This is a genomic window from Asanoa hainanensis, from assembly GCF_900188485.1.
GTDB classification, from domain to species: Bacteria; Actinomycetota; Actinomycetes; order Mycobacteriales; family Micromonosporaceae; genus Asanoa; species Asanoa hainanensis.
In genome coordinates, this window is the sequence record NZ_FZPH01000002.1 from 545,491 (window position 1) to 569,690 (window position 24,200).

Here is a 24,200-nt window from a genome sequence, read left to right on the forward strand (position 1 = left end):
TGCCAACCTGATGAACGGGTAGGGAAGCTCATGAGCTCATCGACCGCGCAACCAACCGTCACGCTGCCCGGCGACGTACGGATGCCGCTGCTCGGCTTCGGCACGTGGCAGGCACACGGAGAAAGCGCGCACCGGGCCGTGACCGTGGCGATCGAGGCCGGATATCGGATGATCGACACAGCCACCGCGTACGGCAACGAGGACCTGGTCGGCCGAGCGATCGCCGACAGCGGCGTGCCGCGCGAGGACATCTTCATCACCACAAAACTCCCCGCCGAGCGGGTCGGCCGAGAACAACGCACGATCGACGAGAGCCGCCAGATGCTCGGCGTCGACCAACTGGACCTCTGGCTCATCCACTGGCCACCATCCCGCGGCGGCCTGGTCGACACCTGGCACCGCATGATCGAGATCCGCGACGCCGGCCAAACCCGCGCGATCGGGGTCAGCAACTACTCGCTGGCCCAGATCGACGAACTGATCGCCGCAACGGGCGAAGCGCCGGCGGTCAACCAGATCAAATGGGGCCCGAGACTCTGGGACACCGCGGAAGTCCAGGGTCACCACGAGCGCGGCGTAGTGCTCGAGGGCTACAGCCCATTCAAAACCACCCGCCTGGGCGACCCGGTGCTCAACCGCATCGCCGAAACCCACCGCGTCTCCCCGGCCCAGGTAGTCGTCCGCTGGCACATCCAACATGGAATCGTGTGCATCCCGAAGTCGGTGACGCCAGCCCGCATCCGATCGAACGCGGACGTCTTCGGCTTCGAGCTCTCCGACGAAGAGATCGCCGCCATCGACGCGATGGGCCAGTAACCTCGCCACCCCGACCCGCGCCCGGGTCCGTCCAGCGCAGGACGTCGGCCTGCGCCTGGGTCCGCGGAGCGTGCCGGCCTTGCCTCGGTCCAGGACCGCGGAGCGCGCCAGCTGGCCTCCGCGCGGGTCCGCGCACTGGGCCACGCTGACCACCGCCTCGGTCTGCGGCGCGCCGCCCCGACGTCTGCGAAGCGTGTTGGCCTGGCCTCCGTCGGGGTCTGCGGAGCGCGCGACGCTGGCCTGCGCGTGGGTCCGCGGAACGGGCCGCCCTCCGGCCCGCCTGGGCTGCGGCGCCGGCAGCGCTGGCCTCCGCCCGGTCCGCGCTGCACGCTGCGCGGACCGGGCATGGCGGCGTCGCGCCGTGTCGGCTGTCGTGTGGGTGCCCGGTCGGGCCACGCAGTCGCGGCAGACCCTCTGACCTCCGGCCCCGGTGCGTCATTGCGTCTTCATTGGGTCTCGGGTCATGGGGTAGTCGTTCAGCGTGATGGCGTTGGCCGCCGACTGTAGGTTGCCGGTGAGTGCGGCCTTTCCCGGGAGCTTGGTCATCGTGCGGATGACCTGGTTGCGCATCCAGATGCCGGCGCGGGAGCCCGGCGCGAAGCCACGGTCGCCGCCGGGTGGGCGCTTGAGGTTGCGGGTGACGTAGTCGCGCATGCCCGACTCGTAGGCGCGGAACGCCGCGATCGGGTCTGCCGCCGTGGCGAGCTCGCCGGCCAGCACGTAGGCACCGACCAGGGCCATGCTCGTGCCCATGCCGATCGAGCCGGCGAACGCGGCGTCGCCGAGCAGGGTTGCGCGCCCCTGTGACCAGTGGTCGAGTTGGGCGGCGGCGGAGCGGCTGAAGTAGAAGTCGTCGGCTCGCCACATCTGGTCCAAGAGGTGTGGGATCTCCCAGCCCTCGTCGGCGAACACCTGCGCCAGCAACGCCTTCTGCTCCACCTGGTCGCGGCGGTCGTGGCCGAGCGCCGGCGCCCACCAGGAGAACATCGCGCGCACCTCGCCGTCGTTGCCGACGGGATAGAGCAGCAGCACGCGCCCGCCGACCCCGTTGCCCGCCGGGAGGTTGTACATCACCTCCCAGCCGGCCAGGTCGAGCGAGGTGTGCGCGGGGAAGTAGGACACGTACATCCCGAGGTCGCGTACGGGCTGGCGGTTGTGGCGGAAGGCGAGCGCGCGTACGCCGGAGCGCAGGCCGTCGGCGCCGACCACCGCGTCGAAGGTGCGCGGCGGCGCCCGGTGAAACGTGGCGGTGATGCCGTCGGCGCCGTCGTGCAGTGCGGTGATGTGGTCGTCGAAGAGGTATTCGGCCGCGGGTGCGGCGTCGTGCAGGATGCGGACCAGGTCGTCGCGAAGGATCTCGATCTCGGCCACCACTCCGCCGGAGTCGCCGAAGTCGTCGCCCGACATGCGCGCGACCGGGGCGCCGCGACGATCGACGTACATGATGCCGTGGGTGCCGGTGTGTTTGGCCCGGATGGCATCGAGAATGCCCATCCGCTCGACGACGGTGCGCGCGGCGCCGCGGATGTCGATGGCCTGGCCGCCCGAGCGAAGGGCGGGCGCGCGCTCGACGACGGTCGCGTCGATGCCGTGCCGGCCGAGCCAGTGGGCCAGTGCGAGCCCGCCGATGCCTGCTCCTGAGATGAGGACGTTCATGTCGGTGCCTCCCGGTCGCGATGTGCTGCGTACAACGTACATCGGGATGCGTACGTTGTATAGCGCACTAGCCACGCCGGTGGTACGCTCATCACGCACTAGTGCAAAGGAGGATCGAGGGTCATGGTGGAAGAAGCGCCCTACCGGCGGATCGCGGCCGAGATCCGGGAGCGCATAGCTCGCGGCGACCTCGCGCCCGGCGACCGCATCCCGTCGACGCGCGAGATCACTCGCGACTGGGGCGTGGCGATGGCGACGGCGACCAAGGTGATCGGCGCGCTACGCGACGCCGGGCTGGTGGAGACCAGGTCGGGCGCCGGCAGTGTCGTCATCGAGCGCAGTGCTCCGCCCGTCGAGATGGTCGTCCAGCCCGAGGTCCCGCCGCACGCCGGCGGTTTCCATGGTCCGGCCGCACCGCGGCTGCGCCGGTCAGCCGACGGGGAGCTCAGTCGCGAACGGGTCGTCCGCTCGGCCGTCGCGATCGCCGATGCCGAGGGCCTGTCGATGTTGACGATGCGGCGGGTGGCCGCCGATCTGGGCGTGGCCACGATGTCCCTCTACCGGCACGTCCCGGGCAAAGACGAGCTGATCCTCGCCATGATCGATGCCGTTTTCGGCGAGGCGCCGCTGCCCGCCGACCGCCCTGAGCACTGGCGCGACCGGCTGGAAGCGGCGGCGCGCCAGATGTGGCGGGCGTTCGCCGCGCACCCGTGGGCCGCCGACCCGTTGTCGCTGACGCGTCCGCAGCTGCTACCCAACCTGCTGCCCTATTCGGAGTGGAGTCTCGACACCTTGCACACACTGGGGTTCGGCGTCGACGAGATGATGCACATCCACCTATCGGTCTTCGGCCATGTGCGATCCAGTGCCATGAGCCTCGATTCCGAGCTACGGGCTCGCGCCGACACCGGCGTCACCAACGACGAGTGGGCCGACATCCACGGCGGCGAGATCGAGGCCGTCCTCGGCGCGGCTCCACCGGAGCGGTCCGCCGGTCTGCGCTTCGTCGCCGAGCAGGGCTTCGACTACGACATCGAGGCGGTCTTCGAGTCGGGCCTACGCCTGCTGCTCGACGGCGTCGCGGTGGCCCTGGCCCGCCGGGAGGTGAACGGCGATGAGCAGGTGGACCTGTCCGTCGTGTGAGCGCGAGTTCGGCCCCGCCAACCAGTCGCACGTGTGTGTGCCGGCCGGCACGATCGACGAGACCTTCGCCCCACACCGGCCCGAATGGCGTCAGATCTTCGACGCCATCCTGGCGCACACCGAAGAGCTCGGGCCCGTCCACACCGACGCCGTGAAGGTCGGCGTCTTCCTCAAGACCGAGCGCACGCTGGCGGAGGTCCGCCCGCGCGCCCGGGCCGTCGACCTGATGCTGGTGCTGCCGCATTCGATCGACGACGCACGGATACGTCGCATACTGCCGAAGTCCGCCGACCTGGTGGCAAACGTGGTGGCCCTAACCGCCGTCCGCGACGTCGACGACCAGGTCCGCGCCTGGCTGACCGAGGCCTACCACGCCGCCACGGGATAACCCGCGGCGCAACCGGATGGGGAGGATGCCGTGATTCGGGTCTGACGCGGACAGATCAGCTAAGGAATGTCCGCCGCACCGGCAACGAGCGGCGTTCGCGACACCGGTCCCGGGCGGTACGAGCGGGGCCGGTCCTGGGCGGCGCAGCGGCGCAGTTTGGGCCGAGTTCGCCGCGCTGGCCTCGGGCGGGGTTGCGTGCTCGCATCGGGGCGGCGTTTGCGGCGCTGGTCTTCGGCGGCGTTGATGGCGCCGGCTTGGGCGGCAATTCGTGGCGCCGGTCTTGGGCCGAGTTCGCCGCGCGGGTTTCGGGGAGCGCTGCCGCGCTGGTCTTGGGCGGCGTTTTGTGGTGCCGGTCCCGGGCGCGGTTTGCCGCGCCGGTCTCGGGCGCGGCTCGCCGTGGCGGTGTCCACCACGACGGCGCGCCCGCGACCGGCACTATCGATCGGCTAACCCACGGCGCAGGCTGAGCCATTGAGCGCGAACGAAGACGGAGACACATAACCGCCGCCGTGTGTGCCCTGATAACCGAAGGTGGTGCTCGCCCCGGGGGCCAGGGTTCCGTTCCAGGTCAGGTTGCGCGCGGTCACCGCCGACCCGTTCGTGGTCACGGTGGCGTTCCAGCTGTTCGTGATCGTCTGGCCGGAGGGGAGGTTGTAGGTCAGCGTCCAGCCGTTCACGGTGCTCGTGCCGGTGTTGGTCACCGTTACGTCCGCGGTGAAGCCGTTGCTCCACGGGTTGGCCGCGTAGCGGACGCGGCAACCGGAGCCGCCTCCACCGGATCCCGCCAGGGTGGTCGCGGTGCGGCCGGGCGACGTGGCGGAGACGTTGCCGGCGGCGTCACGGGCGCGCACGGTGAAGGTGTAGGTCGTGCTCGCGGAGAGCCCGCTCGCCGTGAAAGACGTGCCGGACGTGCTGCCGGCCAGCGTCGCCGTGCCGGTGCCCTGCTGGCGATAGACGTCGTACCCGGTGACGCCGACGTTGTCGGTGGACGCTGCCCACGAGAGCGCGACGCTCGACGCGGTGACGGTGCCCGCGGTCGGCTGGCCCGGTGTCGTCGGCGCCTGTGAGTCCGGGCCCGGCCCGGTGCCGCCGCCGTTCACCGCGGCCGAGAACGCGCTCACGCCGAGCCCGACGCCGCCGTTCCACGGTTCGAAGCCCGCCTGGATGCTGGTCAGGTACCACGAATTGGTGATCGCCCCGCGCGACCGCACGTCGGCGATGAAGTCCAGCACGCTGAAGTTCCACGAATTGATCGGCGACGGTGCCACGTACGACAGGACGTTGTTTGCTCCGTTGCTGCCCTGCCAGACCTCCCACGTCCGGCCGCCCACCGTCGCCGAGCCGACCGGGCCGCCGATCGGCTGGATCGGGCCCTGCCGGTTGAACCAGATCATGATTTCCATCTGGTTGACCCCGTCGGTGCGGGGGGAAGGGTCGAGCCAGATGTCGTACGACGCGTTGTAGGTGCCGCCGGCAAACACGTAGTTGATCGACGAGGTGGCGCTGCTGATCCGGCTGACCTGCATCGGCAGGTTCGTTCCGGGCGAGCAGTTGGTGTAGTGGCAGCCCAGGAACACCGACGGGTACGACAGCGGCGCGCCGTTCGTGGCCGCCGAGCCCTGCTGGGTGGTGATGCTGAAGCCGGTGTCGGTGACGTTGACGCACTGCTGAGCGCTGGAGCCCCAGCGGTTGTTCTGCACCACGTACCGGCCCTGGATGGTGGTCGATCCGTACTGCTCGCAGATCAGCGTGTCGGCCTGGGCCGGCGACGCCACGACCAGCGCGGCGGTCGCGACCAGAGCGACGGTCACGGCGGCGCGGACAAGTCTGCGCATGCTGCTCCTTCCGGGGACGAGGGAGGAGATGGGAGCGCTTCCATCGACACTAGTCTACGTCCAAGGGGATAGATAGAGGTCCCGACAGCGAGTAATGTTCTGGCTTCATTGGGTGGCCCCTCGACCGCCTCGGAGGCTTCGTCCACATGCTCCCGTCTACGCTGCGCGTCCTCGTCGTCGGCGCCGGCATCGCTGGTCTCGCTGTGGCCCGGGCGCTCCGCCTGGCTGGCTACCGCCCCGACGTCGTCGAGAAGCTGCCCGCCACCACCGTTCCCGGCGCCGGGATCTTCCTGCCGGGCAACGCCGCGCGGGCCCTGCGTGACCTCGGCCTCGAAGACCCGGTCCAGCCACTCGGTGACGTGGTCGAGCGACAACGCTTCCTCGACGAGAGCGGCAGCGAGCTCTGCGAGGTCGACCTCGGCAAGCTCTGGGCGGGCGTGGGCGAGTGCCGTGCCCTGTCTCGCGGCGAACTGCAGCGCGTGCTGCTCGCGTCCGTCGACGGTGAGGTCCGCTACGACACCCCCCTGGCCCGCCTCGACGTCGACACCGACGGCTCCGCGCGCGCCACGTTCGGTGACGGCTCGATCTCGTCGTACGACCTGGTGGTCGGCGCGGACGGCCGCAAGTCGGCGGTGCGCGCCCTCGCCGCGTTAGGCGGGCCGGCCCGCCCGGTCGGCCAGGTCGTCTACCGCAGCGTCGTCTCCGGTGGGCCCGCGATCGCCGAGTGGACCGCCCTGCTCGGCCTTCGTTCGGCCTTCATCGTCATGCCGATGGGTGACGGACGCCTCTATCTCTACGCCGACGAGCCCGGCACGAGCGCACCGGCCGACCCGCTGGCGCGGCTCCGCGAGGTGTTCGCCGACTTCGGCCCGCCGGTGCCGGACATCCTCGACGCGGTCGACAAGGTGCAGGTCGCGCTTACCGACGAGGTCGAGATCGCGTGCTGGTCGCGTGGCCCGGCGCTCCTCGTCGGCGACGCCGCGCACGCCACGTCGCCGACCCTGTCCGAGGGCGCGGCCATGGCGCTCGAAGACGCGGTGGTCCTGGCCGAGGCACTCGGCAACGCGGGGTCGGTGCCCGAGGCACTCCGCCGCTACGAGAGCCGCCGCCGCCCCCGCACGAAATGGGTCCTGGACCGCACCCGCGACCGCGACCGCACCCGCGACGTCACGCCGGCCCTGCGCGACCCGCTTCTCCGCGGCCGAGGCGGCCGCATCTTCCGGGAGCACTACCGCCTCCTGGTCGATCCGGTCTAAGGACCAAGCGACCCGACGCGAGCCGGGGTTTGGATGCGAGCCGGGGTTTGGATGCGAGCCGGGGTTTGGATGCGAGCCGGCGCTCTGGCGCGAGCCAGCCCTTGGGTGGGAGCCGGGGTTGGAGGTGAGCCGGCGCTTGGACGCGAGTCAGCGCTCCGGTGCGAGGCTGGTCGACGACGGCGGTTCCCGGTCCACGTGGTCCAGGGGAAGCGACCCGCCCCGCGCGAGACGGCAGCCACCGACAAGGCCGAGCTGACGCGGATCTAGGCCCCCGTACACCCTGGTGCGTCAGATCTGTGATCTTTCGCCCGCGTTCCGTGACCGACTTTCCGGGCAACCCGGGAAGCGTCCCTAACGGAGCCCCGACCCGCTCCGGCCAGCGCGGGTGTCAAGAGAGGTTCTCACCACCCAGCGCGGGAACCCGCAGATGCGAGGACTATTCTGCCTCCGACACAAACGACGATTGCGGAGGCCTGTGGTGACCACCGTTGCACCGAAGCCGATCGTGACCCGGCCCTGGCCGGTCCGCCAGCCGGTGAAGGGCTCGGCCTTCGCGCGCCTGCTGCGCACGACCGATGCGAAGCAGATCGGGATCATGTACATGGTCACGAGCTTCGCGTTCTTCCTCATCGGCGGGTTGATGGCGCTGCTGATGCGCGCCGAGCTCGCTCGGCCCGGCATGCAGTTCCTGTCGCCGGAGCAGTACAACCAGCTGTTCACGATGCACGGCACGATCATGCTGCTGTTCTTCGCGACGCCGATCGTGTTCGCGTTCGCGAACTTCGTGGTGCCGTTGCAGATCGGCGCCCCGGACGTCTCGTTCCCGCGCCTGAACAGCTTCGCCTACTGGCTGTACGCGTTCGGCGGCTCGATCGCGCTCGGCGGCTTCTTCACCCCGGGCGGCGCCGCTGACTTCGGCTGGTTCGCCTACGCGCCGCTGAGCAGTGTCGAGCACACGCCGGGTGTCGGCGCCAACATGTGGATCGTCGGTCTGGCCATCTCCGGTCTGGGCACGATCCTCGGTGGTGTCAACATGATCACCACGATCCTGACGCTGCGTGCCCCGGGCATGACGATGTTCCGGATGCCGATCTTCACCTGGAACATCCTGGTCACCAGCCTGCTGGTCATCATGGTCTTCCCGCTGCTGGCGGCGGCGCTGTTCGCGCTGGCGGCAGACCGCATCCTCGGTGCGCACGTGTACGACGCGGCGACCGGCGGACCCATGCTCTGGCAGCATCTGTTCTGGTTCTTCGGCCATCCCGAGGTCTATATCGTCGCGCTGCCGTTCTTCGGCATCATCAGCGAGGTCATCCCGGTCTTCTCCCGCAAGCCGGTCTTCGGCTACAAGGGCCTGGTCGGCGCGACCATCGCGATCGCGGCGCTTTCGATGAGCGTGTGGGCGCACCACATGTTCGCGACCGGCCAGGTGCTGCTGCCGTTCTTCAGCTTCCTGAGCTTCCTGATCGCCGTACCCACGGGCATGAAGTTCTTCAACTGGATCGGCACGATGTGGCGCGGCCAGATCAGCTTCGAGACTCCGATGCTGTTCGCGATCGGCTTCCTGGTGACGTTCCTCTTCGGCGGTCTCACCGGCGTCCTGCTCGCCAGCCCGCCGATCGACTTCCACGTCTCCGACACGTACTTCGTCGTCGCGCACTTCCACTACGTGCTCTTCGGCACGATCGTGTTCGCCGTCTACTCGGGCATCTACTTCTGGTTCCCGAAGATGTTCGGCCGCATGCTCGACGAGCGCCTGGGCAAGATCCACTTCTGGCTGACGTTCATCGGCTTCCACACCACCTTCCTGGTGCAGCACTGGCTGGGCGCGGAAGGCATGCCCCGGCGGTACGCGGACTACCGGCCGGACGACGGCTTCACCACGCTCAACGAGATCTCCACGATCGGCGCCTTCGTCCTGGGCATCTCGACGCTGCCGTTCCTCTACAACATCTGGAAGTCCTACAAGGCCGGGCCGGTCGTGCTGGCCGACGACCCGTGGGGCTACGGCAACTCGCTGGAGTGGGCGACCTCGTCCCCGCCGCCGCTGCGCAACTTCGACAAGATGCCGCGGATCCGGTCCGAGCGCCCCGCGTTCGACCTGAAGTTCCCGGAGCTAGCCGCCGGCCGCTCGGTAGCCGGCCCGCCGGAAGGCGGCGCCAAACCGCTGACCACCGAGTCCGACGGCGGCGCCAGCTACCAGGAAGACACCGCGAGCAACGTCGACCGCTAGCTAGCGCTCGAACGAAAGAAGCGGCGCGCAGGCCCAGACACGGGTCGGCGCGCCGCTTCTTTCGTTCAGACGATCAGCACGATCGCCGCAACACCGAGGATCACGTCAACGACGAAACACCATTCGGCGTACGAGCGAGGCACGACTCTGTTGACCCTGTGGTGATAGGCGTCCCAGGCCGCGTGCGCGAGCAGCCCGAGCGAGATCAGCACCCCTCCGAACACCAGCGATCCGGCCTCGATGGCGATCACCGCCACGGCGGCGAACAGCACGGCGGCGACCACCTGAAGGCCGAAGCCGGGCGCCCGCCGCACGGTACCCAGCACCACGAAGACGACGGACGCGACCAGCAGCGCGTACGCCACGTTCAGCTCGAAGATCCGCAACGGCCCGACCGCGACGGCGCCGATCAGCACGGCCGGCCAGGTGATGCCCGGACGGCTGAACGATGCGGGCACCAGATAGGCGAGCGGACAGAGGACGAGCAGGAAAGCCAGGCCGCGTACGTCGTCGAGGCCGTACAGCGTCACCGCGACCAACGGGATCGCGGCCAGGGTGGGCCATCGCCGGGCCAGCCACCGCAGCAGCGACGGGTTCTGGTCGGTCGTCGTGGAAGTCATGACCCCGACCGTGCCAGCGGGCCCGCGCGGCGGAAACGGTACGCGATCGACAGGTCCGATTCCCTGGGATCGGCGGCCTAAGGTCAGGGATATGGAGCCTCGTCACATCGTGATGGTCGGGTACGACGGTGCCGAGCTGCTCGACATCGCCTGCGTCACGTCGACCTTCGGGCTGGCCAACGCGATCGGCCAGCTCCGACCGGGCTATCGCGTCTCGCTGGCCACCCCCGGCGGCCACCCGATCCGCTGCGACAGCGGCCTGGTGCTGCAGGCGGAGCTGGCCCTGGAGCGACTAACCGGCCCGCTGGACACCGTGATCGTCTCGGGCGGTTTCGGCCACGAGGCGGCGGCGGACAACGCCCTGGTGGTCGCCCACGTGCGCCGGCTGGCCCGGGAGAGCCGCCGGATCGCGTCGGTCTGCACCGGCGCGACGGTCCTCGCCGCGACCGGCCTGCTGGACGGTCACCGCGCGACCACCCACTGGCGGTTCGCGCCGCGACTGGCGAGCCGCTATCGCGACGTCCGCGTCGACCCCGCACCGATCTTCATCCGCGAGGGCCGCATGGCCACCGCCGCCGGCGTCACCAGCGGCCTGGACCTGACGCTGGCGTTCGTCGAGGAGGACCACGGCCCCGAGTTGTCGCGCCAGGTCGCCCGAGACCTGGTCACGTACCTGCAAAGACCGGGCAACCAGGCACAGATGAGCGTGTACGTGGCCCCGCCCGCCCCCGAGAACGACCTGGTCCGCCGAGCCGTCGACCACGTGGTCAGCCACCTGGACACGGACCTGTCCACGGCGCGCCTGGCCGACGCGGTCGGGGTGAGCGCCCGCCATCTGACCAGGCTGTTCCTGCGCGCGCTAGGCGACCCACCGGCCCGCTTCGTCCGCGCGGCCCGCGTCGACGCGGCGGCGCGGTTGCTTGACTCGACCGACCTCCCGATGCCCGAGGTGGCGGCCCGCACGGGCTTCGGCTCGGTCGAAGCGTTGCGGCAGGCCTTCGTGGTCCGCTTCGGCATGCCGCCGGCGAAGTTCCGCGCCGTCTCCCGCCGCCCGGCGACCGACCACCCGGACCAAGACAGAGCAACGGCTGACTCGAAACCTGCGTAGTCAGCAGGCCGCCTGCTCTACTACCGAACCCGTAACGTTCCTCCGCCGTGCGTTGTGTGCCGTTTCGAACACCGGCCCGCGCACCCAGACCCGCGGCGGCGCCGGTCTCGTTGCTGGCCGCGCGCGTCATCGCCGATCCGCAGGCCAACGGCGTGGCCTTCGCGCTGGTGTAGCCGGCCTTCGCGGAAGCGGTGGTTGATTGGTCTCGTCGGCCTGACCGACCCGGAACACAAGACGCCGTGCGACTTGTGCGGTCCCGGCCCGTGCGGCTCGTGCGGTCCCGGTCCGTGCGGTCCCGGTCCGTGCGGTCCCGGTCCGTGCGGCCCTTGCGGTCCCGGTCCGTGCGGCTCGTGCGGTCCCGGTCCGTGCGGTCCCGGTCCGTGCGGCCCCGACCCGCGCCTCCGTAGTGGCCGGTGCCAGTCCCTGGCCACGCAGCGATCCAAAACGCGAACGCCCGCCCGGCCTTACTCCGCGACGACCAGCGCCGGTTCGGCCCCCCGCTGCGCGGGCACCCCGGACGCCGGTGGCCGGCGGCGCGACAGATAGACCGGCAGCACGGCCACGGCGACCAGCAACCCCACGACCCCCGTGGCCACGAAACCCCAGCGCGGCGACGAAAGGTCGATGACCCACCCAGCCAAGGGAGCGCCCAGTGCCAACCCGACCGTGATCGCCGAGCCGTGCAACCCCATCGCCTCGCCGCGGACCGATGGCGGTGCCAGGTGGGAGACCGCGTCGGCCGCGGCCGCCAGCGTCGGGGCGCACAACGCCCCGGCGGGCACCAGGACCAAGGCCAGCAGGAACCACTGCGGACCCGCCAGCGCGACCAACGCCGTGCCAAGCCCCAACGCACCCAGCAGGACCACCAGCGACGGCGCTCGGCTCAGTGACCCGTAGACGAACCCGCCGATCAGTGAGTAGACGCCCCACAGGGCCAGCACCACGCCGGTCCAGCTGATCTGGTCGGCTTCGCGGAGGACCGCGACCACCGTCACGTCGGTGCCGCCCAGCATCAGCGTCGTCGCGGCCGCGATGGCCAGGATCGCGATCATTCGCGGCGTCAGCCAGGACCGCCGCGGCGGCACCGGGCCCGAAGCGACCTCCGACTCCGCGCGGACCGGTGGGTTGAAGACGAAAAGCGCGCTGCCCGCCAGCACCACGCCCGCGCCGATCGCCCACATCGTGGCGTGCGGCGACACCGTCGTCGCCATCAGGACGGCCAGCGCCGGGCCGACCATGAAGGACAGCTCGACGGACATCGAGTCGAGGGCGTACGCCGGGCGGCGCCGGTCGGGCGGCACCAGCGCGGCCAGGGACTGTCGGACCACCGAGAACACCGGCAGCGTCAGCACCCCGGCGGCCAGGGCCAGCCCGAGCAGCAGCGGGTACGGCAACGAGCCCGCCACCGACCACCACACACCCTCGGCGATCGTGCAGACCGCGAGCACCGGGCGCAGGCCCCGCCGGTCGACCATGCGGCCGAGCAGCGGTGCGCCGACCGCCGCGCCGATCGTGGACGCGGTGGCGACCAGGCCCGCGGCGAAGTAGCCCCGGTGGAGCTCCTCGACCACGTGCAGGGTCAGGGTCACGGCCGCGGCGACCGACGGGATGCGGGCCAGGATGGCGACGAGGATGAGCGGGCGGACGCCGGGCAGTGCCAGGACGGACCGGTAGGGGGCGAGCCTCACGCGGGTTTGAGCACGGGACTGCCGACGAGCGTGACGCCCGCCTCGCGTAGTCGCTCGAGCGCGACCTCGGTGGTCTCCGGCAGGACGCCGGCGGTGAGGTCGAGCAGCACGGTGGTCTTGAAGCCCAGGCGGGCCGCGTCGAGGCTGGTCGCCCGGACGCAGTGGTCGGTGGCCAGACCCACCACCTCGACCTCGTCGACGTCGCGGTCGTGCAGCCAGGTCGCCATGCCGGCGCCGTCGTCGGTGTGGCCCTCGAAACCGCTGTAGGCGGCCGCGTGCTGGCCCTTCTTGAAGACGGCCTCGATGCGGTCGGTCGCCAGGTTGGGGTGGAAGTCGGAGCCCGGCGTGCCGGCCACGGTGTGCGTGGGCCAGGTGGTGACGTAGTCGGGGTGGTCGCTGAAGTGGGCGCCCGGGTCGACGTGGAAGTCCTTGGTGGCGATCACGTGCGCCCACCGGTCGGGCTGGCCGGCCAGGGCGCGGGTGATCTCGGACGCCACGCCTGCCCCACCGGCCACGGCCAGCGTGCCACCTTCGCAGAAGTCGTTCTGCGTGTCGACGATGATCAGAGCGCGGGTCATGAGCAGAACACTAACTCGCGGGTACGACAGTGACCGGGACCGCCGGATCGCCCGCCGACAGCTTGAGCCCCTCCCACGGGATCGAGATCAATCCCTGCCGCAGGTGCTCCCGGGAGTCGGCCAGCGACGGCAGGTCGACGGGCTCTCCGCCGACGACGTACGGGCGCTGGAGCAGCCGGTCGCCGGTGCGCTGCTCGGGCGCTCCCTGGGAGACCACGATCTCCTCGGTGGCCGTGCCGGTCGGCTTGTGGCGGCGTACCGCGGTCTTGCGCCCGCCGATCGTGGCCTTGTGTTCGGAGCGCTTCACCACCGGCCGCCCGTCGACCTCGACCAGCTTGTAGACCAGGCCGGCGGTCGGCGCGCCCGAGCCGGTGACCACGGACGTGCCGGCGCCGTAGATGTCGACGGGCTCGGCGGCGAGCGCGGCGATCGAGTACTCGTCGAGGTCCCCGGAAACGATGATCTTGGTCTCGGTGGCGCCCAGCGAGTCGAGCAGCTCGCGGGAGTGGTGGGCCAGCACGGAGAGGTCGCCCGAGTCGATCCGGATCGCCCGCAGGTCGGGCCCGGCCACCGCGATCGCGGTGCGGATGCCCTGCGCGATGTCGTAGGTGTCGACGAGCAGCGTGGTGCTCTTGCCCAGCGCAGCGACCTGTGCGGCGAACGCCGTGGCCTCGTCGTCGTGCAGCAGCGTGAACGCGTGCGCGGCGGTGCCGGCGGTCGGGATCCCGTACCGCATGCCGGCGGCCAGGTTGGAGGTGGAGGAGAAGCCGGCCAGGTACGCGGCCCGCGTCGCGGCCACCGCCGCCTCCTCGTGCGCCCGGCGCGAGCCCATCTCGATCAGCGCCCGGCCGCGGGCAGCGGTGACCATGCGGGCCGCCGCCGCCGCGATCGCGCTGTCGTGGTTGAGCACCGACAGGGCCAGTGTCTCCAACATCACGCACTCGACGAACGTCCCGGAGACGGTGAGGATCGGCGAGCCGGGGAAGAACAGCTCGCCCTCGGCGTACCCCTCGATGTCGCCCTGGAAGCGGAAAGCGGCGAGCCAGGCGGCCGTCTGCTCGTCGACGACCGACCGTTCCAGCAGGTAGTCGATCTCCTCGGTGGAGAACCGGAACTCGCGGATCAGGTCGATCAGCCGCCCGGTGCCGGCGACCACGCCGTAGCGCCGGCCCGGTGGCAGTCGCCGCGCGAACACCTCGAAGACGGACTGCCGGTCGGCGGTGCCGTCCTTGAGCGCGGCACTGACCATCGTCAGCTCGTAGTGGTCGGTCAGCAAGGCGGGGTGGCCCATGGTCATCCCACCACCCTAGGCCGGACACCGTCAGCTGTCGGGAACCATCCGCAATGCGGGGCCGAGCTCGCCCCGGCCCGCGACGCCGAGCTTCGCGTAGACGCGCTGGAGGTGGTTCTCGACCGTGCGCGTCGACAGGAAGAACTCGCTGGCGATGTCCCGGCTCGACACGCCGGACGCCGCCAACCGGGCGATCTGTCGCTCGCGGTCGGTCAGGGCGGGTCGGGACAACCCCAACGCGGGGGTACGGAGCATGTCGCAGTGACTGAGCAGCTCGCCCATCAGCCGCGTGGCGTTGGTGGCGTCGGCCGCCCGGGACTCGCGGAACCGGCCGGCGGCACCGGCGGCCGCCTCGGCCGCGTACACCCAGAGGCCCTTGGCCTTGAAGAAGTCGGCGGCGATCATCAGGTCGGAGCCGGACCGGCGGGCGGCCGCCTGGGCGTGCGCCGACATGATGCCTGGCAGGTCGCCGTCGAGCGTGCTGGCCAGCTCGGCGAGCCGGTCCGCGACGGTCTGGCCCGGATCATGGTCGTCCGGCCAGCGCAGTGCCTCGCCCGCCCGGCCCAACCGGACCAGGTCGTGCAGCGCCAGCACCTCGTGGCCCGCGAAGCCGTCGCCGCGGAGCCGCCAGACCAGCTCGCGGAGCACGTCGGCAGCGCCCGGCAGGTCGTCGCCGACGGCGAGGACGGCGGCCCGGGCCTGCTCGCGCCACGGGTAGAGGATCGCCATGATCGGCGAGTGCGCCTCGTCGGAGTCGGCCATCGCCGCGCGGGCCTCGTCGGCCTCGCCGCGCAGCGCGTGTGCCTGGGCCCGCTCGGCGTGGGCCAGCCCGGCGTAGATCCGGCTGGTCGCCAGCGCCGCGCAGGCCTGCAGGCTGGTGCGCAGCGCCTCGCTGGTCTGGCCGCGCAGGCGGGCCGCCTGGGCACGCAGGATCGCCAGGTAGCCGGAGCCGAGCCGGAAGTCGCCGGCGTCGGCCAGGTCGGCGAACTCGTCGGCGACGATCGCGTCGATGCCGGCCAGGTCACCGGCGATCGCCAGCCGGGTGCCGCGGGCCAGCTCGAGGGCGAGCTGGAGGTAGGGCATGTCGGTGCGCCACAGCGGCGCGTCGGCCTGCACGCTGGCCACCGCGCGCTCGCTGGCCCGCGCCTCACCCTGCGCCGCCTGGAGGTGGGCGATCATGCACTGCGCGAGGCCGCGGGCGGAGACCGGCGCGGCCGGGCGGTCGAGGATCGAGCGGGCGATCCGCAGCGCCTCGGCCGTCTCCAGCTTGTGCAGCCGCATGATCGCCTCGAACGACCGGACCCGGGCCTGGTCGGCCGGGTCGGGCAGGGCCTTGGCCTCGACGGCCAGCTCGTCGGGCGTCGACTCGCGGGAAAGGCCCCAGTTGCGGACGAGGCCGCGGACCACGAGCCAGCGCGCCCGGAGGTGGTTGGACGTGGCGTGCTCGTCGACAGAGTCGAGCACGGTGAGCGCCTCGGCGGGCTGGTCGCCGAACATCATCATCGTGGCGAGCAGCTCGGCCGCGCCGAACCCGCCACCCGCGTCGAGTGCGGCCCGGGCCAGCCGCGTGGCCAGCGGCACGTCGAAACCGGCGAACGCCTGCGCGCCGGCCATCAGCAGCTGCATCGGGTCCTGCGCGGTGCCCGAATCGAGCCGCCAGACCGCGACCCGCATCAGGTCGTCGCGGCGCCGGGCGCCGACGTCTTCGACCAGGTCGGCGAGCTGTGCCTCGAGCCGGCGCTTGCGGGTCACGGGGCAGCGCCGGCGGACCACCTCGCCGTAGAGCGGGTGGGAGAGCCGGACGTTCGACCGGCGGTCGCTCTCGACCACCCGGATCAGCTGGCGCTCCTCGGCGATCTCGACATCGGCCGCGTCGGTCGCCTTGATCAGCAGGTCGATGCCGATCGGCTCGCCGAGCGCGGCGAGCTCGACCACCGTGCGTACGCCCGGCGTGAGCTGCCCGATCCGGGTGTCGATCAGGTCGGTCAGGCTGGGTGCGAGCTCGAGCCGGCCCGTCCACCGGTGCACACCGAACGACTTGGTGAACTCGCCCGCCTGCTTGGCCGCCAGCACGAGCTCGCGGAGCAGCAGGGCGTTGCCCTCGGAAAGGCGCCACAGCCGATCCGCGCTGGCGTTGTCGACGTTGCCCTCGAGCATCTGCACGAGCAGCAGGTTGGTGTCGTCGACGGACATCGGCTCGATCTCGACCAGCTCGACCAGGTCGTCGGTCCACAGTGCGCGGATCGGGTGCGGGAACTGCTCGCCGCTGCGCAAGGTGGCCAGCACGGTCGCGCCCTCGTCGCGGGCCATCAGGTAGACCAGCGCGGCCGACGACGGGTCGAGCAGGTGTGCGTCGTCGATCGCGAGCACGATCGGGCGACCGGCGGCCTGCTGGTTGAGCGCCTCGACGGCCCAGCGCAACAGGCCCGCCGCGGTCAGGCCCGGTGGCTGGTCGGTGGGCAGCACCTGGGCCAGCCCGCCGAACGGAAGCGAGGCGGTCGCGATGTTGGCCGAGGCGGTCCAGACGGCCAGTCGATCAGTGGGAAGCTGGGAGACTCCCTCGCGGAGCAGGCGGCTCTTGCCGATGCCCGCACTGCCACTAAATATGAGGCCTCTTCCACTTCCGTCAGTGGCGGTCGAGATGAGACGGTTGAGCTCTGCGGCACGGCCGACAAATCTCCACGGACTCATCACCGCAGCATATAGAGAGTAATGGCGATGGGTACTCCCCGTAACGGGTTGAAGTTGAGTAGCCCGCGAAGTCGGCATTGAGTAGTGGCGCACCTGTCATGTTAGGTGGCGGTTCGCATAGCGTTCCGGTGCTCAATGGAACGCGGACGGTGATCGCCCGCGCGCAGTCGGACCAGGAGGCGCAGGCATGGGCTCAGACACGCTCGATCGGCTGACCGGGGCAGAGGTCATCTCCCTGCCGCTGCAGCGGCGCGCCGGCCGGATGGGTGGTCCCGAGCTCGAGCCGATCCCGGACGAGCCGATGGCCGTCGTGGCCCTCGGTGCCCGCGGCAGCGGCCGCAGCGACGTGGTCGCCGCTCTGGTCGGCTCCGTCGGCCCGCTGCTCGACGTGCCGGCCGCCAGCTACCTCGTGGTCCACCACGGCCACGGCAAGGACATCTGCTCCTACCTGCCCGGCGCGCGCAAGGCACACCCGTTCCGCACGATCGCGCCGGTCGACGAGCCGGCCGCGGCCCGCCCGCCGCGCCGGGTCGAGCTCACCCTGCCCGACCCGCTGCTGCGCCACTTCGCCCTCGTCGACGCCCCCGACACCGAGACCCTCGGCGTCGCCGGCAGCCGGGTCCTGCACGACGCCGTCGAGCGCGGCGGCGCGGTGATGTACGTGCTGAGCGCCGGCCAACTGCCCGGCCGCTTCGAGCTCGACATCCTCGGCGAGGTCGCGCACACCAACGCCGCGGTCTTCTTCGTCGTCACGCCGCGCGCCGACGGCACCTGGTTCGCCGCGGCGCCCGCTCTCAGCACCGACGCGCTCGACGAGCTCGACCTGCTCGCGCTGGGCGAGATCGCGCCCGGCCTCGGCGACGACGACCCGGCCGCCGGTGCGGTCGAGGCGCAGCGGCTCGCGATCGCCACCGCCATCCCGGCGCTGGCCGACGCGCCCTGGTTCGCGGTCGACCCGGCCGCCGGCGACACCGCCTTCCTGCGCCGCGCGCTCACCGAGTGGGCGGCCGACGAGGGCATGAGTCGCGCCAGCAGCAACCCGCCGGTGCCGCCGAACGCGATGCGCACCGTCCGGGTCGCCGAGGGCATCCACGAGTCCGACTGGGCCGAGCGACTAGAGACGGCCGCGCGCACCGAGACGCAGCTCGTCCGGCAGCGCCTGGCCATCGAACTCGCCAACATCCACCTGCGCTGCGTCCAGGAGATCGTCTTCGGCACCGGCCCGGCCGGGCTGCCCGAGACGCTCGACCGCGAGATGCACGCGCTGTCGCTCAAGGCCGTCGCCGAGTGCGACGCGACCGTCGACCACCTGCTCAAGGAGTCGGTCACCCAGGTCTTCGGCGCCGAGCCCGACGAGGGCGTCCGGCGCCGGGTGGCGGCGGGCGTCCGCCGCGCGCTCGCCGACGACCGCAACGCCCGCGACCTCGACAAGGTCCTGCTGATCACGAGCACCGCCGGGGTGGCCACGGTCGCCGGCGGCGGCGCGGTGGCCGGGCTGGCGGCCTACCCGGTCGAGGTCGGCCGCACGATCCTCCCGTCGGTGGGCGTCGGGCTGGCCGGCGGCTGCTACGGGCAGTGGCGCACGGCCGGCGCCGCCGACACCAACCGGGCCCGCTCCTGGGCGCAGCGGTCGATCCGCGGAGTCGAGCTCGAGCTCCTCCGCGAGGTCTCCCGCCGCCTCGACGCGACCCACCGGGCGCTCAACGGGGTGCTCGCGGAAGCGATCGACCACGGGATTTTGCTGGCATAGGCGCTGTTTCATGACTGGGGTCGAGGCGAGGCGGAGTTCAGGTGTTGTCTGGGTGTGCGGTGGCTTTGCCCGGATACCGGTGTTGTATCCGGGTAAAGCCACCGTGCGGCCAGGCGGCACCTGGGCCCGACGCAGCCCGGCCCCAGTCATGAAACAGCGCCTTTCCGCAGCCCACGACAGATGAGGGCTATTGGGGCGCATGTGGCGGTCGTCGGTGCGTCGATTTGCTCGTACGATGGCGGTGTGGCAGCCCCGCAGACGACTCCCGTGCAGTCGCCGGACGTCGAGACCCTGCCGGCAACCGACCGTCCGTGGATCACTGTTGTCCACGATGACCCGGTCAACCTGATGACCTATGTGACCTGGGTGTTCCAGAAGCAGTTCGGCTACACCTTCGACAAGGCCCAGTCCCTCATGCTCGATGTGCACAACAAGGGCCGCGCCGCGGTTTCGCACGGTGCCCGCGAGCGGATGGAATACGACGCGTCGTGCCTGCACGGTTACGGCCTGTGGGCGACGGTCGAGCAGCCCTGACCCATGTTCCGGCGCTATGGAAAACACTGTGTGGCGACCTTCGCCCCCGACGAGGTTCGGGTGCTGCGAAAGGTCGCGACCGAGGTCGTCGGCCTGCTGACCGACGGGTTCGACCACGGCGACCCGGTGGTCGACCGGCTCTTCCCCGACGTCTACCCGACCAACAGCGACGACTCGGCCGAGTTCCGGCGCTTCACCGAGGGCGACCTCAAGACGGGCAAGATCGACGCGGCCGGCGCCATCCTGGCCGCGCTGCCCAGCAGCTCCGGCGGTGAGGTCCGGCTCGACGAGGAGGCCGCCGAGGCCTGGCTGCGGGCGCTCAACGACGCCCGGCTGGCGATGGGCGTCCGGCTCGACATCAGCGCCGAGACCGACCTCGGCGAGGAGCTCGACGACGCGGTGCTGTCCGACCCCTCGTCCTCCCGGGTCTTCCAGCTCTCCGTTTACGCGTACCTGGGATATCTCCAGGAATCGTTGCTCACCGCACTCACGGAGTGACCATCGTGACCGCGACCACGTCCCGGCACAGGCCACGCAGACGGTAAGCTTGGGTACGTGCTGAGCATCGACCGGTCGATCATCGACGCGATCATCGCCCACGCACGCCGCGACCATCCCGACGAGGCGTGCGGCGTGGTCGCCGGCCCGGCGGGCAGCGACAAGCCGGTCCGCCTCATCCCCATGGACAACGCGGCCCGGTCGATGACGTTCTACGAGTTCGACTCGATGGAGCAGCTCCGGGTCTGGCGCGAGATGGACGACAACGACGAAGAGCCGGTCGTCATCTACCACTCGCACACCGCGACCGAGGCCTACCCGTCGCGCACCGACGTCTCCTTCGCAGGCGAGCCCGGCGCCCACTACCTACTGGTCTCGACGCGCGAGCCGGATTCGGAAGAGCTGCGCTCCTACCGCATCGTCGACGGTGTCGTAACCGAAGAGCCGGTCCGGATCGTTGAGCCCACCGTGGATCCGCACGCCGTCCAGTCATACATGTTCGGGCAGAGCCCGACGACGGTCGACTACGAGTGTTCGCCCGGCCGCTGACCCCCGCTGCCGTCCGACCATCCGTCCGTCGTTCTTCTCGTTCTTCCCAGGAGCACTGATCATGGCTATCGAAGTCCGCATCCCCACCATCCTGCGCACGTACACCGGCGGCGCGAAGTCCGTCGAGGGCGCCGGCGACACGCTGAGCGCGCTGCTGACCGACCTCGACAGCAAGTACTCGGGCCTGCGTGGCCGGCTGATCACCGAGCAGGGCGGCCTGCACCGCTTCGTCAACATCTACGTCAACGACGAAGACGTGCGCTTCCTCGGCTCGCTCGACGCCAAGCTCAATGACGGCGACAACGTGACGATCCTGCCCGCCGTCGCGGGTGGTGCCTTCGGGTTCGCCGCCGCGGCCGCCATGCTCGGCCGCTCGACGGCGCCCGTCCGCTAGGGGCGACCGCCAATGTCGCGGTACGAGAGCCTGCTCGAAGCGGCGGGTGACACCCCGCTGGTCGGCCTGCCCAGGCTGTCCCCGGCGGTGCCGGAAGGCGCGCCGCCGGTCCGGCTGTGGGCCAAGCTCGAAGATCGCAACCCGACCGGGAGCATCAAGGACCGGGCGGCGCTGTTCATGGTCCGCGAGGCCGAACGCGCCGGCCGGCTCCGCCCGGGCGACACGATCCTGGAGCCCACCAGCGGCAACACCGGCATCTCCCTGGCCATGGTCGCCAAGCTGCGTGGCTACCGGTTGGTCTGCGTGATGCCGGAGAACGTCTCCGCCGAGCGCGCCCAACTGCTCCGGATGTACGGCGCGGAGATCATCTTCTCGCCGGCCGCCGGCGGCTCCAACCAGGCGGTGGCGAAGGCGAAGCAGATCGCCGCCGAACACCCGGACTGGGTGATGCTCTTCCAGTACGGCAACCCCGACAACGCCCGTGCCCACTACGAGACCACGGGCCCGGAGCTGCTCCGGGACCTGCCGACGATCACGCACTTCGTCGCGGGCCTGGGCACGACGGGCACGCTCATGGGCACCGGCCGCTACCTGCGCGAGAAAGTGCCCGGCATCGAGATCATCGCCGCCGAGCCGCGCTACGGCGAGCTGGTCTACGGGCTGCGCAACATCGACGAGGGCTACGTGCCGGAGCTCTACGACGCCTCGGTGCTGACCCGCCGGTTCTCCGTCGGCACCCAGGACGCGGTGCTGCGTACCCGGCAGCTCGTCGAGGTCGAAGGCATCTTCGCGGGTTTCTCCAGCGGCGCGATCCTGCACGCGGCGTTGGCCGTCGCACACCAGGCGGTCAAGGAGGGCACCCGCGCGGACGTCGCCTTCGTGATCGCCGACGGCGGCTGGAAGTACCTGACGACCGGCGCCTACGGCGGCACCCTCGCGGAGGCCGAAGAGGCGCTCGACGGTCAGCTCTGGGCGTAGAACGCGCGCAACGCCCCGGTCAGATCGGCATCGTCGACGCCGTGCCAACTGCCGGGCAGGCTGAGGTGGCGACCGTCGGGCAGCGCCCCGACGATCGCCACCGCCCAGCCCGGCAGCGGCCCGGTGGTGCCCTCGCTGTCGATGACCAGCGTTTTCGTGTTGACGCGTCCGATCAGCTCTAACGAGGTCTGGTCGCCGAGCACGCAGTCGTAGACGAGCGTCGGCGCGACCGCGACCAGCCCGGGCTCGGGCGTCGCGTACTCCTCGGGCACCCCGATCGCGGCCAGAAAGTGCGCGGCCGCCTCGGAGTGCTTGCCGGCGCCGACCAACGCGCGCATCTCACCGGTGAGCGGCGACCCGCCCGGCTCGCCCAGCGGCGGTTCGAGCAGCGCCATCCGGTCGATCGGCACCCCGGCAGCCGCGGCGTGCAAGGCGATCAGCCCACCCGATGAGAACGCGTAGACGTGGGCGCGACCACCCGCGGCGGCGATCACGGCGGCCAGGTCATCGATCTCCCGCTCGACCGCGTACGGCAGCGTGTCACCACTCTGGCCCCGACCGCGCCGGTCATAGGTGAACACGGTGAAGCTGTCGGCGAGCGCGGCCGCGATCGGACGCATGGGGCCGTGGTCGCGATAGGCGCCCGCGGCGTCGACACAAACCACGGCGGGCCCGGAACCGACCCGCTCGAACGCGATGCTCGTGCCGTCCGCGGAACGCGCCGTCTCCGTCATCCCACCACCAAGATCTATATCAAAGTCCAGGTCAATTGCGAGATTTCCCGGGTTCGCGGCGGCTGCGCGCCGTTGCTCCCGCCGGGGACCGCTCCGCTTCGCTGCGCTGCCAGGCCCGCCGTTGGTCACCGCGTTTGCTCTGCACCCATATACGCATCACCCACCGACAAGGGTGGTGGCTAATTGGCCGTGTCGTCCGCGGAATGCGCCGTCTCCGTCATTCCACCTACCAAGATCGATATCAAGGTCCAGGTCAACAGCAGGATTTCCCGGGTCCGCGGTGGCCGCGCGCCGTTGCTCCCGCCGGGGACCGCTCCGCTTCGCTGCGCTGCCAGGTCCGCCGTTGGTCACCGCGTTTGCTCTGCACCCATATACGCACCACCCACCGACAAGGGTGGTGCGTATATGGGTGCAGAGCAAACGCTGGCGCATAGGTCGCGACGACCGTCGAGTCGCACGGTCCCGGGGGGAGCGACGAGCTTGGAGGTGCGCGACCCGGCGGCCGCGTTCGTTGCGGTCGCTGGCGGCACCACCACCTGAGGGAGGCGGTGCCGGCGGAGGTGTGGGGTCCGCGCGGTGGTCTCTGCCCGCACCGACCCTGGAGGCCCCGGACCCGGAGGTGCGGGGCCGACGGCCGTGGTGTCTGCTCGCACCGCCATCCCAACGAGGCGGTGCGGGCAGCGATGCCAACCGTGCGGCGGTGTTAGAGGGCGATGATGGTCAGGGCTATCGACACCGCGAGCGGGATCGTGGCGAAGGCGAGCATCAGCCAGGGTGTGTAGCGGCGCTGGATGGTGACGAAGGCGCCCACCGTCAGGAACACGCCGATCAGGCCGACCACGATCAGGGCCGGCTGGTACCACCCCGGTGCGATGCCGCCGATGATCGCGGCCAGGCCGCGGATGCCCACGCCGACCCCGGCCAGGGCCAGCGCCGTTCCCCAGGCGCAGACGCCGAGCATGTGGGCGCTTTCCGGGGTGGGCCTGGTGTCCGAGTGCACCAGGTCGCCGAGCCGGAAGATGCTGTTCTGGGCGGCCGCCGCGTGCTTGGCCTTGTTGAGGCTCAGCCGGGTGGGCAGGCGCTCGACGCTGACCGCGCCGGCCGGGTCCGCGCCTTCCGGAGCCGCTGTCGCGACGCTGCCGGACGGTGCCGTGTCGGTCGCCGGGCGGTCCGGTTCGACGAGCGTGCGCGCCCCCACGCCGCTCAGGGCGTTGCCGACCGGCGTTTCCGGGCCGGCGACCGTGTCCAGGCCGGTGATGATGGGTACCCCGGGCGTCGTGGTCTGCCGCTCCGACGTGGCCACGCCGCCGGTCTGGCTCGGCGCCGGATTCGGTCCGGTCGGCGGGACGATCGGCAGGGTCTCGATGCCCTCGCCGGGTGCCGGGTCGGCGATCACGCCGGTGGCCGAAGCCGAGTCCGTGCCCATGGCGTGCCGGGGCGACGAAGGCTCCGCCTTACTG

Annotated in this window: 21 protein-coding genes; 12 read left to right on the forward strand and 9 right to left on the reverse strand. The window is 71.1% G+C overall.

The genetic code is table 11. The features are described from left to right. The first annotated feature begins 30 nt into the window (after window positions 1-30). Window positions 31-816, forward strand: a complete 786-nt coding sequence (locus CHC05_RS06395; protein ID WP_245870676.1) for an aldo/keto reductase — start codon at window positions 31-33, stop codon at window positions 814-816. A gap of 435 nt (window positions 817-1,251) precedes the next feature. Here CHC05_RS06395 and CHC05_RS06400 read toward each other — a convergent pair whose 3' ends face one another. Continuing rightward, window positions 1,252-2,472 carry an FAD-dependent monooxygenase gene (locus CHC05_RS06400; RefSeq protein ID WP_179266071.1) on the reverse strand — a complete coding sequence of 407 codons (1,221 nt, stop codon included), beginning with the start codon at window positions 2,470-2,472 and terminating at the stop codon, window positions 1,252-1,254. A gap of 123 nt (window positions 2,473-2,595) precedes the next feature. Here CHC05_RS06400 and CHC05_RS06405 point away from each other — a divergent pair, with 123 nt between their 5' ends. Beyond that, window positions 2,596-3,615, forward strand: a complete 1,020-nt coding sequence (locus CHC05_RS06405) for a GntR family transcriptional regulator (protein ID WP_089245649.1) — start codon at window positions 2,596-2,598, stop codon at window positions 3,613-3,615. Next, a complete protein-coding gene (locus CHC05_RS06410) occupies window positions 3,587-4,003 on the forward strand; it encodes a DUF5655 domain-containing protein (protein ID WP_089245651.1) in 417 nt (138 codons plus the stop codon). Before CHC05_RS06405 ends, CHC05_RS06410 begins: the two co-directional genes overlap by 29 nt. 446 nt (window positions 4,004-4,449) lie before the next feature. Here the strand turns inward: CHC05_RS06410 and CHC05_RS06415 are convergent, their stop codons facing one another. Further along, on the reverse strand, window positions 4,450-5,838 hold the full coding sequence (locus tag CHC05_RS06415; RefSeq protein ID WP_089245653.1) for a GH12 family glycosyl hydrolase domain-containing protein: 1,389 nt from the start codon (window positions 5,836-5,838) through the stop codon (window positions 4,450-4,452). Window positions 5,839-5,984: 146 nt separating this feature from the next. Between CHC05_RS06415 and CHC05_RS06420 the strand changes: the two genes are divergently transcribed. Both CHC05_RS06420 and ctaD read left to right on the forward strand, forming a co-directional pair. Continuing rightward, a complete protein-coding gene (locus tag CHC05_RS06420; protein WP_089245655.1) occupies window positions 5,985-7,094 on the forward strand; it encodes an FAD-dependent monooxygenase in 1,110 nt (369 codons plus the stop codon). A 478-nt stretch (window positions 7,095-7,572) separates the two neighbouring features. Continuing rightward, window positions 7,573-9,327 (forward strand): aa3-type cytochrome oxidase subunit I, encoded by a 1,755-nt coding sequence (gene ctaD / locus CHC05_RS06425; protein WP_089246160.1) that lies wholly within the window; start codon window positions 7,573-7,575, stop codon window positions 9,325-9,327. A gap of 65 nt (window positions 9,328-9,392) precedes the next feature. On the opposite strand, the gene CHC05_RS06430 is transcribed toward ctaD, so the two are convergent. Continuing rightward, window positions 9,393-9,947 carry a hypothetical protein gene (locus tag CHC05_RS06430; RefSeq protein WP_089245657.1) on the reverse strand — a complete coding sequence of 185 codons (555 nt, stop codon included), beginning with the start codon at window positions 9,945-9,947 and terminating at the stop codon, window positions 9,393-9,395. Between the two features lie 91 nt (window positions 9,948-10,038). Between CHC05_RS06430 and CHC05_RS06435 the strand changes: the two genes are divergently transcribed. Continuing rightward, window positions 10,039-11,055, forward strand: a complete 1,017-nt coding sequence (locus CHC05_RS06435; protein ID WP_089245659.1) for a GlxA family transcriptional regulator — start codon at window positions 10,039-10,041, stop codon at window positions 11,053-11,055. 464 nt (window positions 11,056-11,519) lie between these two features. Here the strand turns inward: CHC05_RS06435 and CHC05_RS06445 are convergent, their stop codons facing one another. From CHC05_RS06445 to CHC05_RS06460, 4 genes are read right to left on the reverse strand one after another with little or no spacing between them, the layout of a single operon-like run. Continuing rightward, complete coding sequence (locus CHC05_RS06445) at window positions 11,520-12,743, reverse strand: MFS transporter (RefSeq protein WP_089245663.1); 1,224 nt, start codon at window positions 12,741-12,743, stop codon at window positions 11,520-11,522. Continuing rightward, on the reverse strand, window positions 12,740-13,321 hold the full coding sequence (locus tag CHC05_RS06450) for an isochorismatase family protein (protein ID WP_089245665.1): 582 nt from the start codon (window positions 13,319-13,321) through the stop codon (window positions 12,740-12,742). Before CHC05_RS06450 ends, CHC05_RS06445 begins: the two co-directional genes overlap by 4 nt. Window positions 13,322-13,331: 10 nt before the next feature. Beyond that, window positions 13,332-14,618: a nicotinate phosphoribosyltransferase gene (locus CHC05_RS06455; protein ID WP_089245667.1), complete on the reverse strand. Its 1,287-nt coding sequence runs from the start codon at window positions 14,616-14,618 to the stop codon at window positions 13,332-13,334. Between the two features lie 24 nt (window positions 14,619-14,642). Continuing rightward, a complete protein-coding gene (locus CHC05_RS06460; RefSeq protein ID WP_089245669.1) occupies window positions 14,643-17,303 on the reverse strand; it encodes a LuxR C-terminal-related transcriptional regulator in 2,661 nt (886 codons plus the stop codon). Between the two features lie 187 nt (window positions 17,304-17,490). Here CHC05_RS06460 and CHC05_RS06465 point away from each other — a divergent pair, with 187 nt between their 5' ends. From CHC05_RS06465 to CHC05_RS06490, 6 genes are all read left to right on the forward strand, one after another. Beyond that, the gene (locus CHC05_RS06465; protein ID WP_089245671.1) at window positions 17,491-19,053 is read left to right on the forward strand and encodes a hypothetical protein; all 1,563 of its coding nucleotides are present in this window, start codon (window positions 17,491-17,493) and stop codon (window positions 19,051-19,053) included. A 243-nt stretch (window positions 19,054-19,296) separates the two neighbouring features. After that, window positions 19,297-19,587 (forward strand): ATP-dependent Clp protease adapter ClpS, encoded by a 291-nt coding sequence (clpS, locus tag CHC05_RS06470; RefSeq protein ID WP_089246162.1) that lies wholly within the window; start codon window positions 19,297-19,299, stop codon window positions 19,585-19,587. Between the two features lie 3 nt (window positions 19,588-19,590). Next, window positions 19,591-20,085, forward strand: coding sequence for a DUF2017 domain-containing protein (locus tag CHC05_RS06475; protein ID WP_089245673.1), 495 nt, complete (start codon window positions 19,591-19,593; stop codon window positions 20,083-20,085). A 57-nt stretch (window positions 20,086-20,142) separates the two neighbouring features. Next, window positions 20,143-20,634: a M67 family metallopeptidase gene (locus CHC05_RS06480; protein WP_089245675.1), complete on the forward strand. Its 492-nt coding sequence runs from the start codon at window positions 20,143-20,145 to the stop codon at window positions 20,632-20,634. Between the two features lie 61 nt (window positions 20,635-20,695). Next, window positions 20,696-21,028, forward strand: a complete 333-nt coding sequence (locus tag CHC05_RS06485; protein ID WP_089245677.1) for a MoaD family protein — start codon at window positions 20,696-20,698, stop codon at window positions 21,026-21,028. Between the two features lie 12 nt (window positions 21,029-21,040). Beyond that, on the forward strand, window positions 21,041-22,006 hold the full coding sequence (locus CHC05_RS06490) for a PLP-dependent cysteine synthase family protein (RefSeq protein ID WP_089245679.1): 966 nt from the start codon (window positions 21,041-21,043) through the stop codon (window positions 22,004-22,006). On the opposite strand, the gene CHC05_RS06495 is transcribed toward CHC05_RS06490, so the two are convergent. Next, a complete protein-coding gene (locus CHC05_RS06495; RefSeq protein WP_089245681.1) occupies window positions 21,991-22,740 on the reverse strand; it encodes an alpha/beta fold hydrolase in 750 nt (249 codons plus the stop codon). The two genes, CHC05_RS06490 and CHC05_RS06495, sit on opposite strands and share 16 nt — an antisense overlap. 703 nt (window positions 22,741-23,443) lie before the next feature. After that, window positions 23,444-24,166: a hypothetical protein gene (locus tag CHC05_RS06500; RefSeq protein WP_089245683.1), complete on the reverse strand. Its 723-nt coding sequence runs from the start codon at window positions 24,164-24,166 to the stop codon at window positions 23,444-23,446. Between the last annotated feature and the right edge of the window lie 34 nt (window positions 24,167-24,200).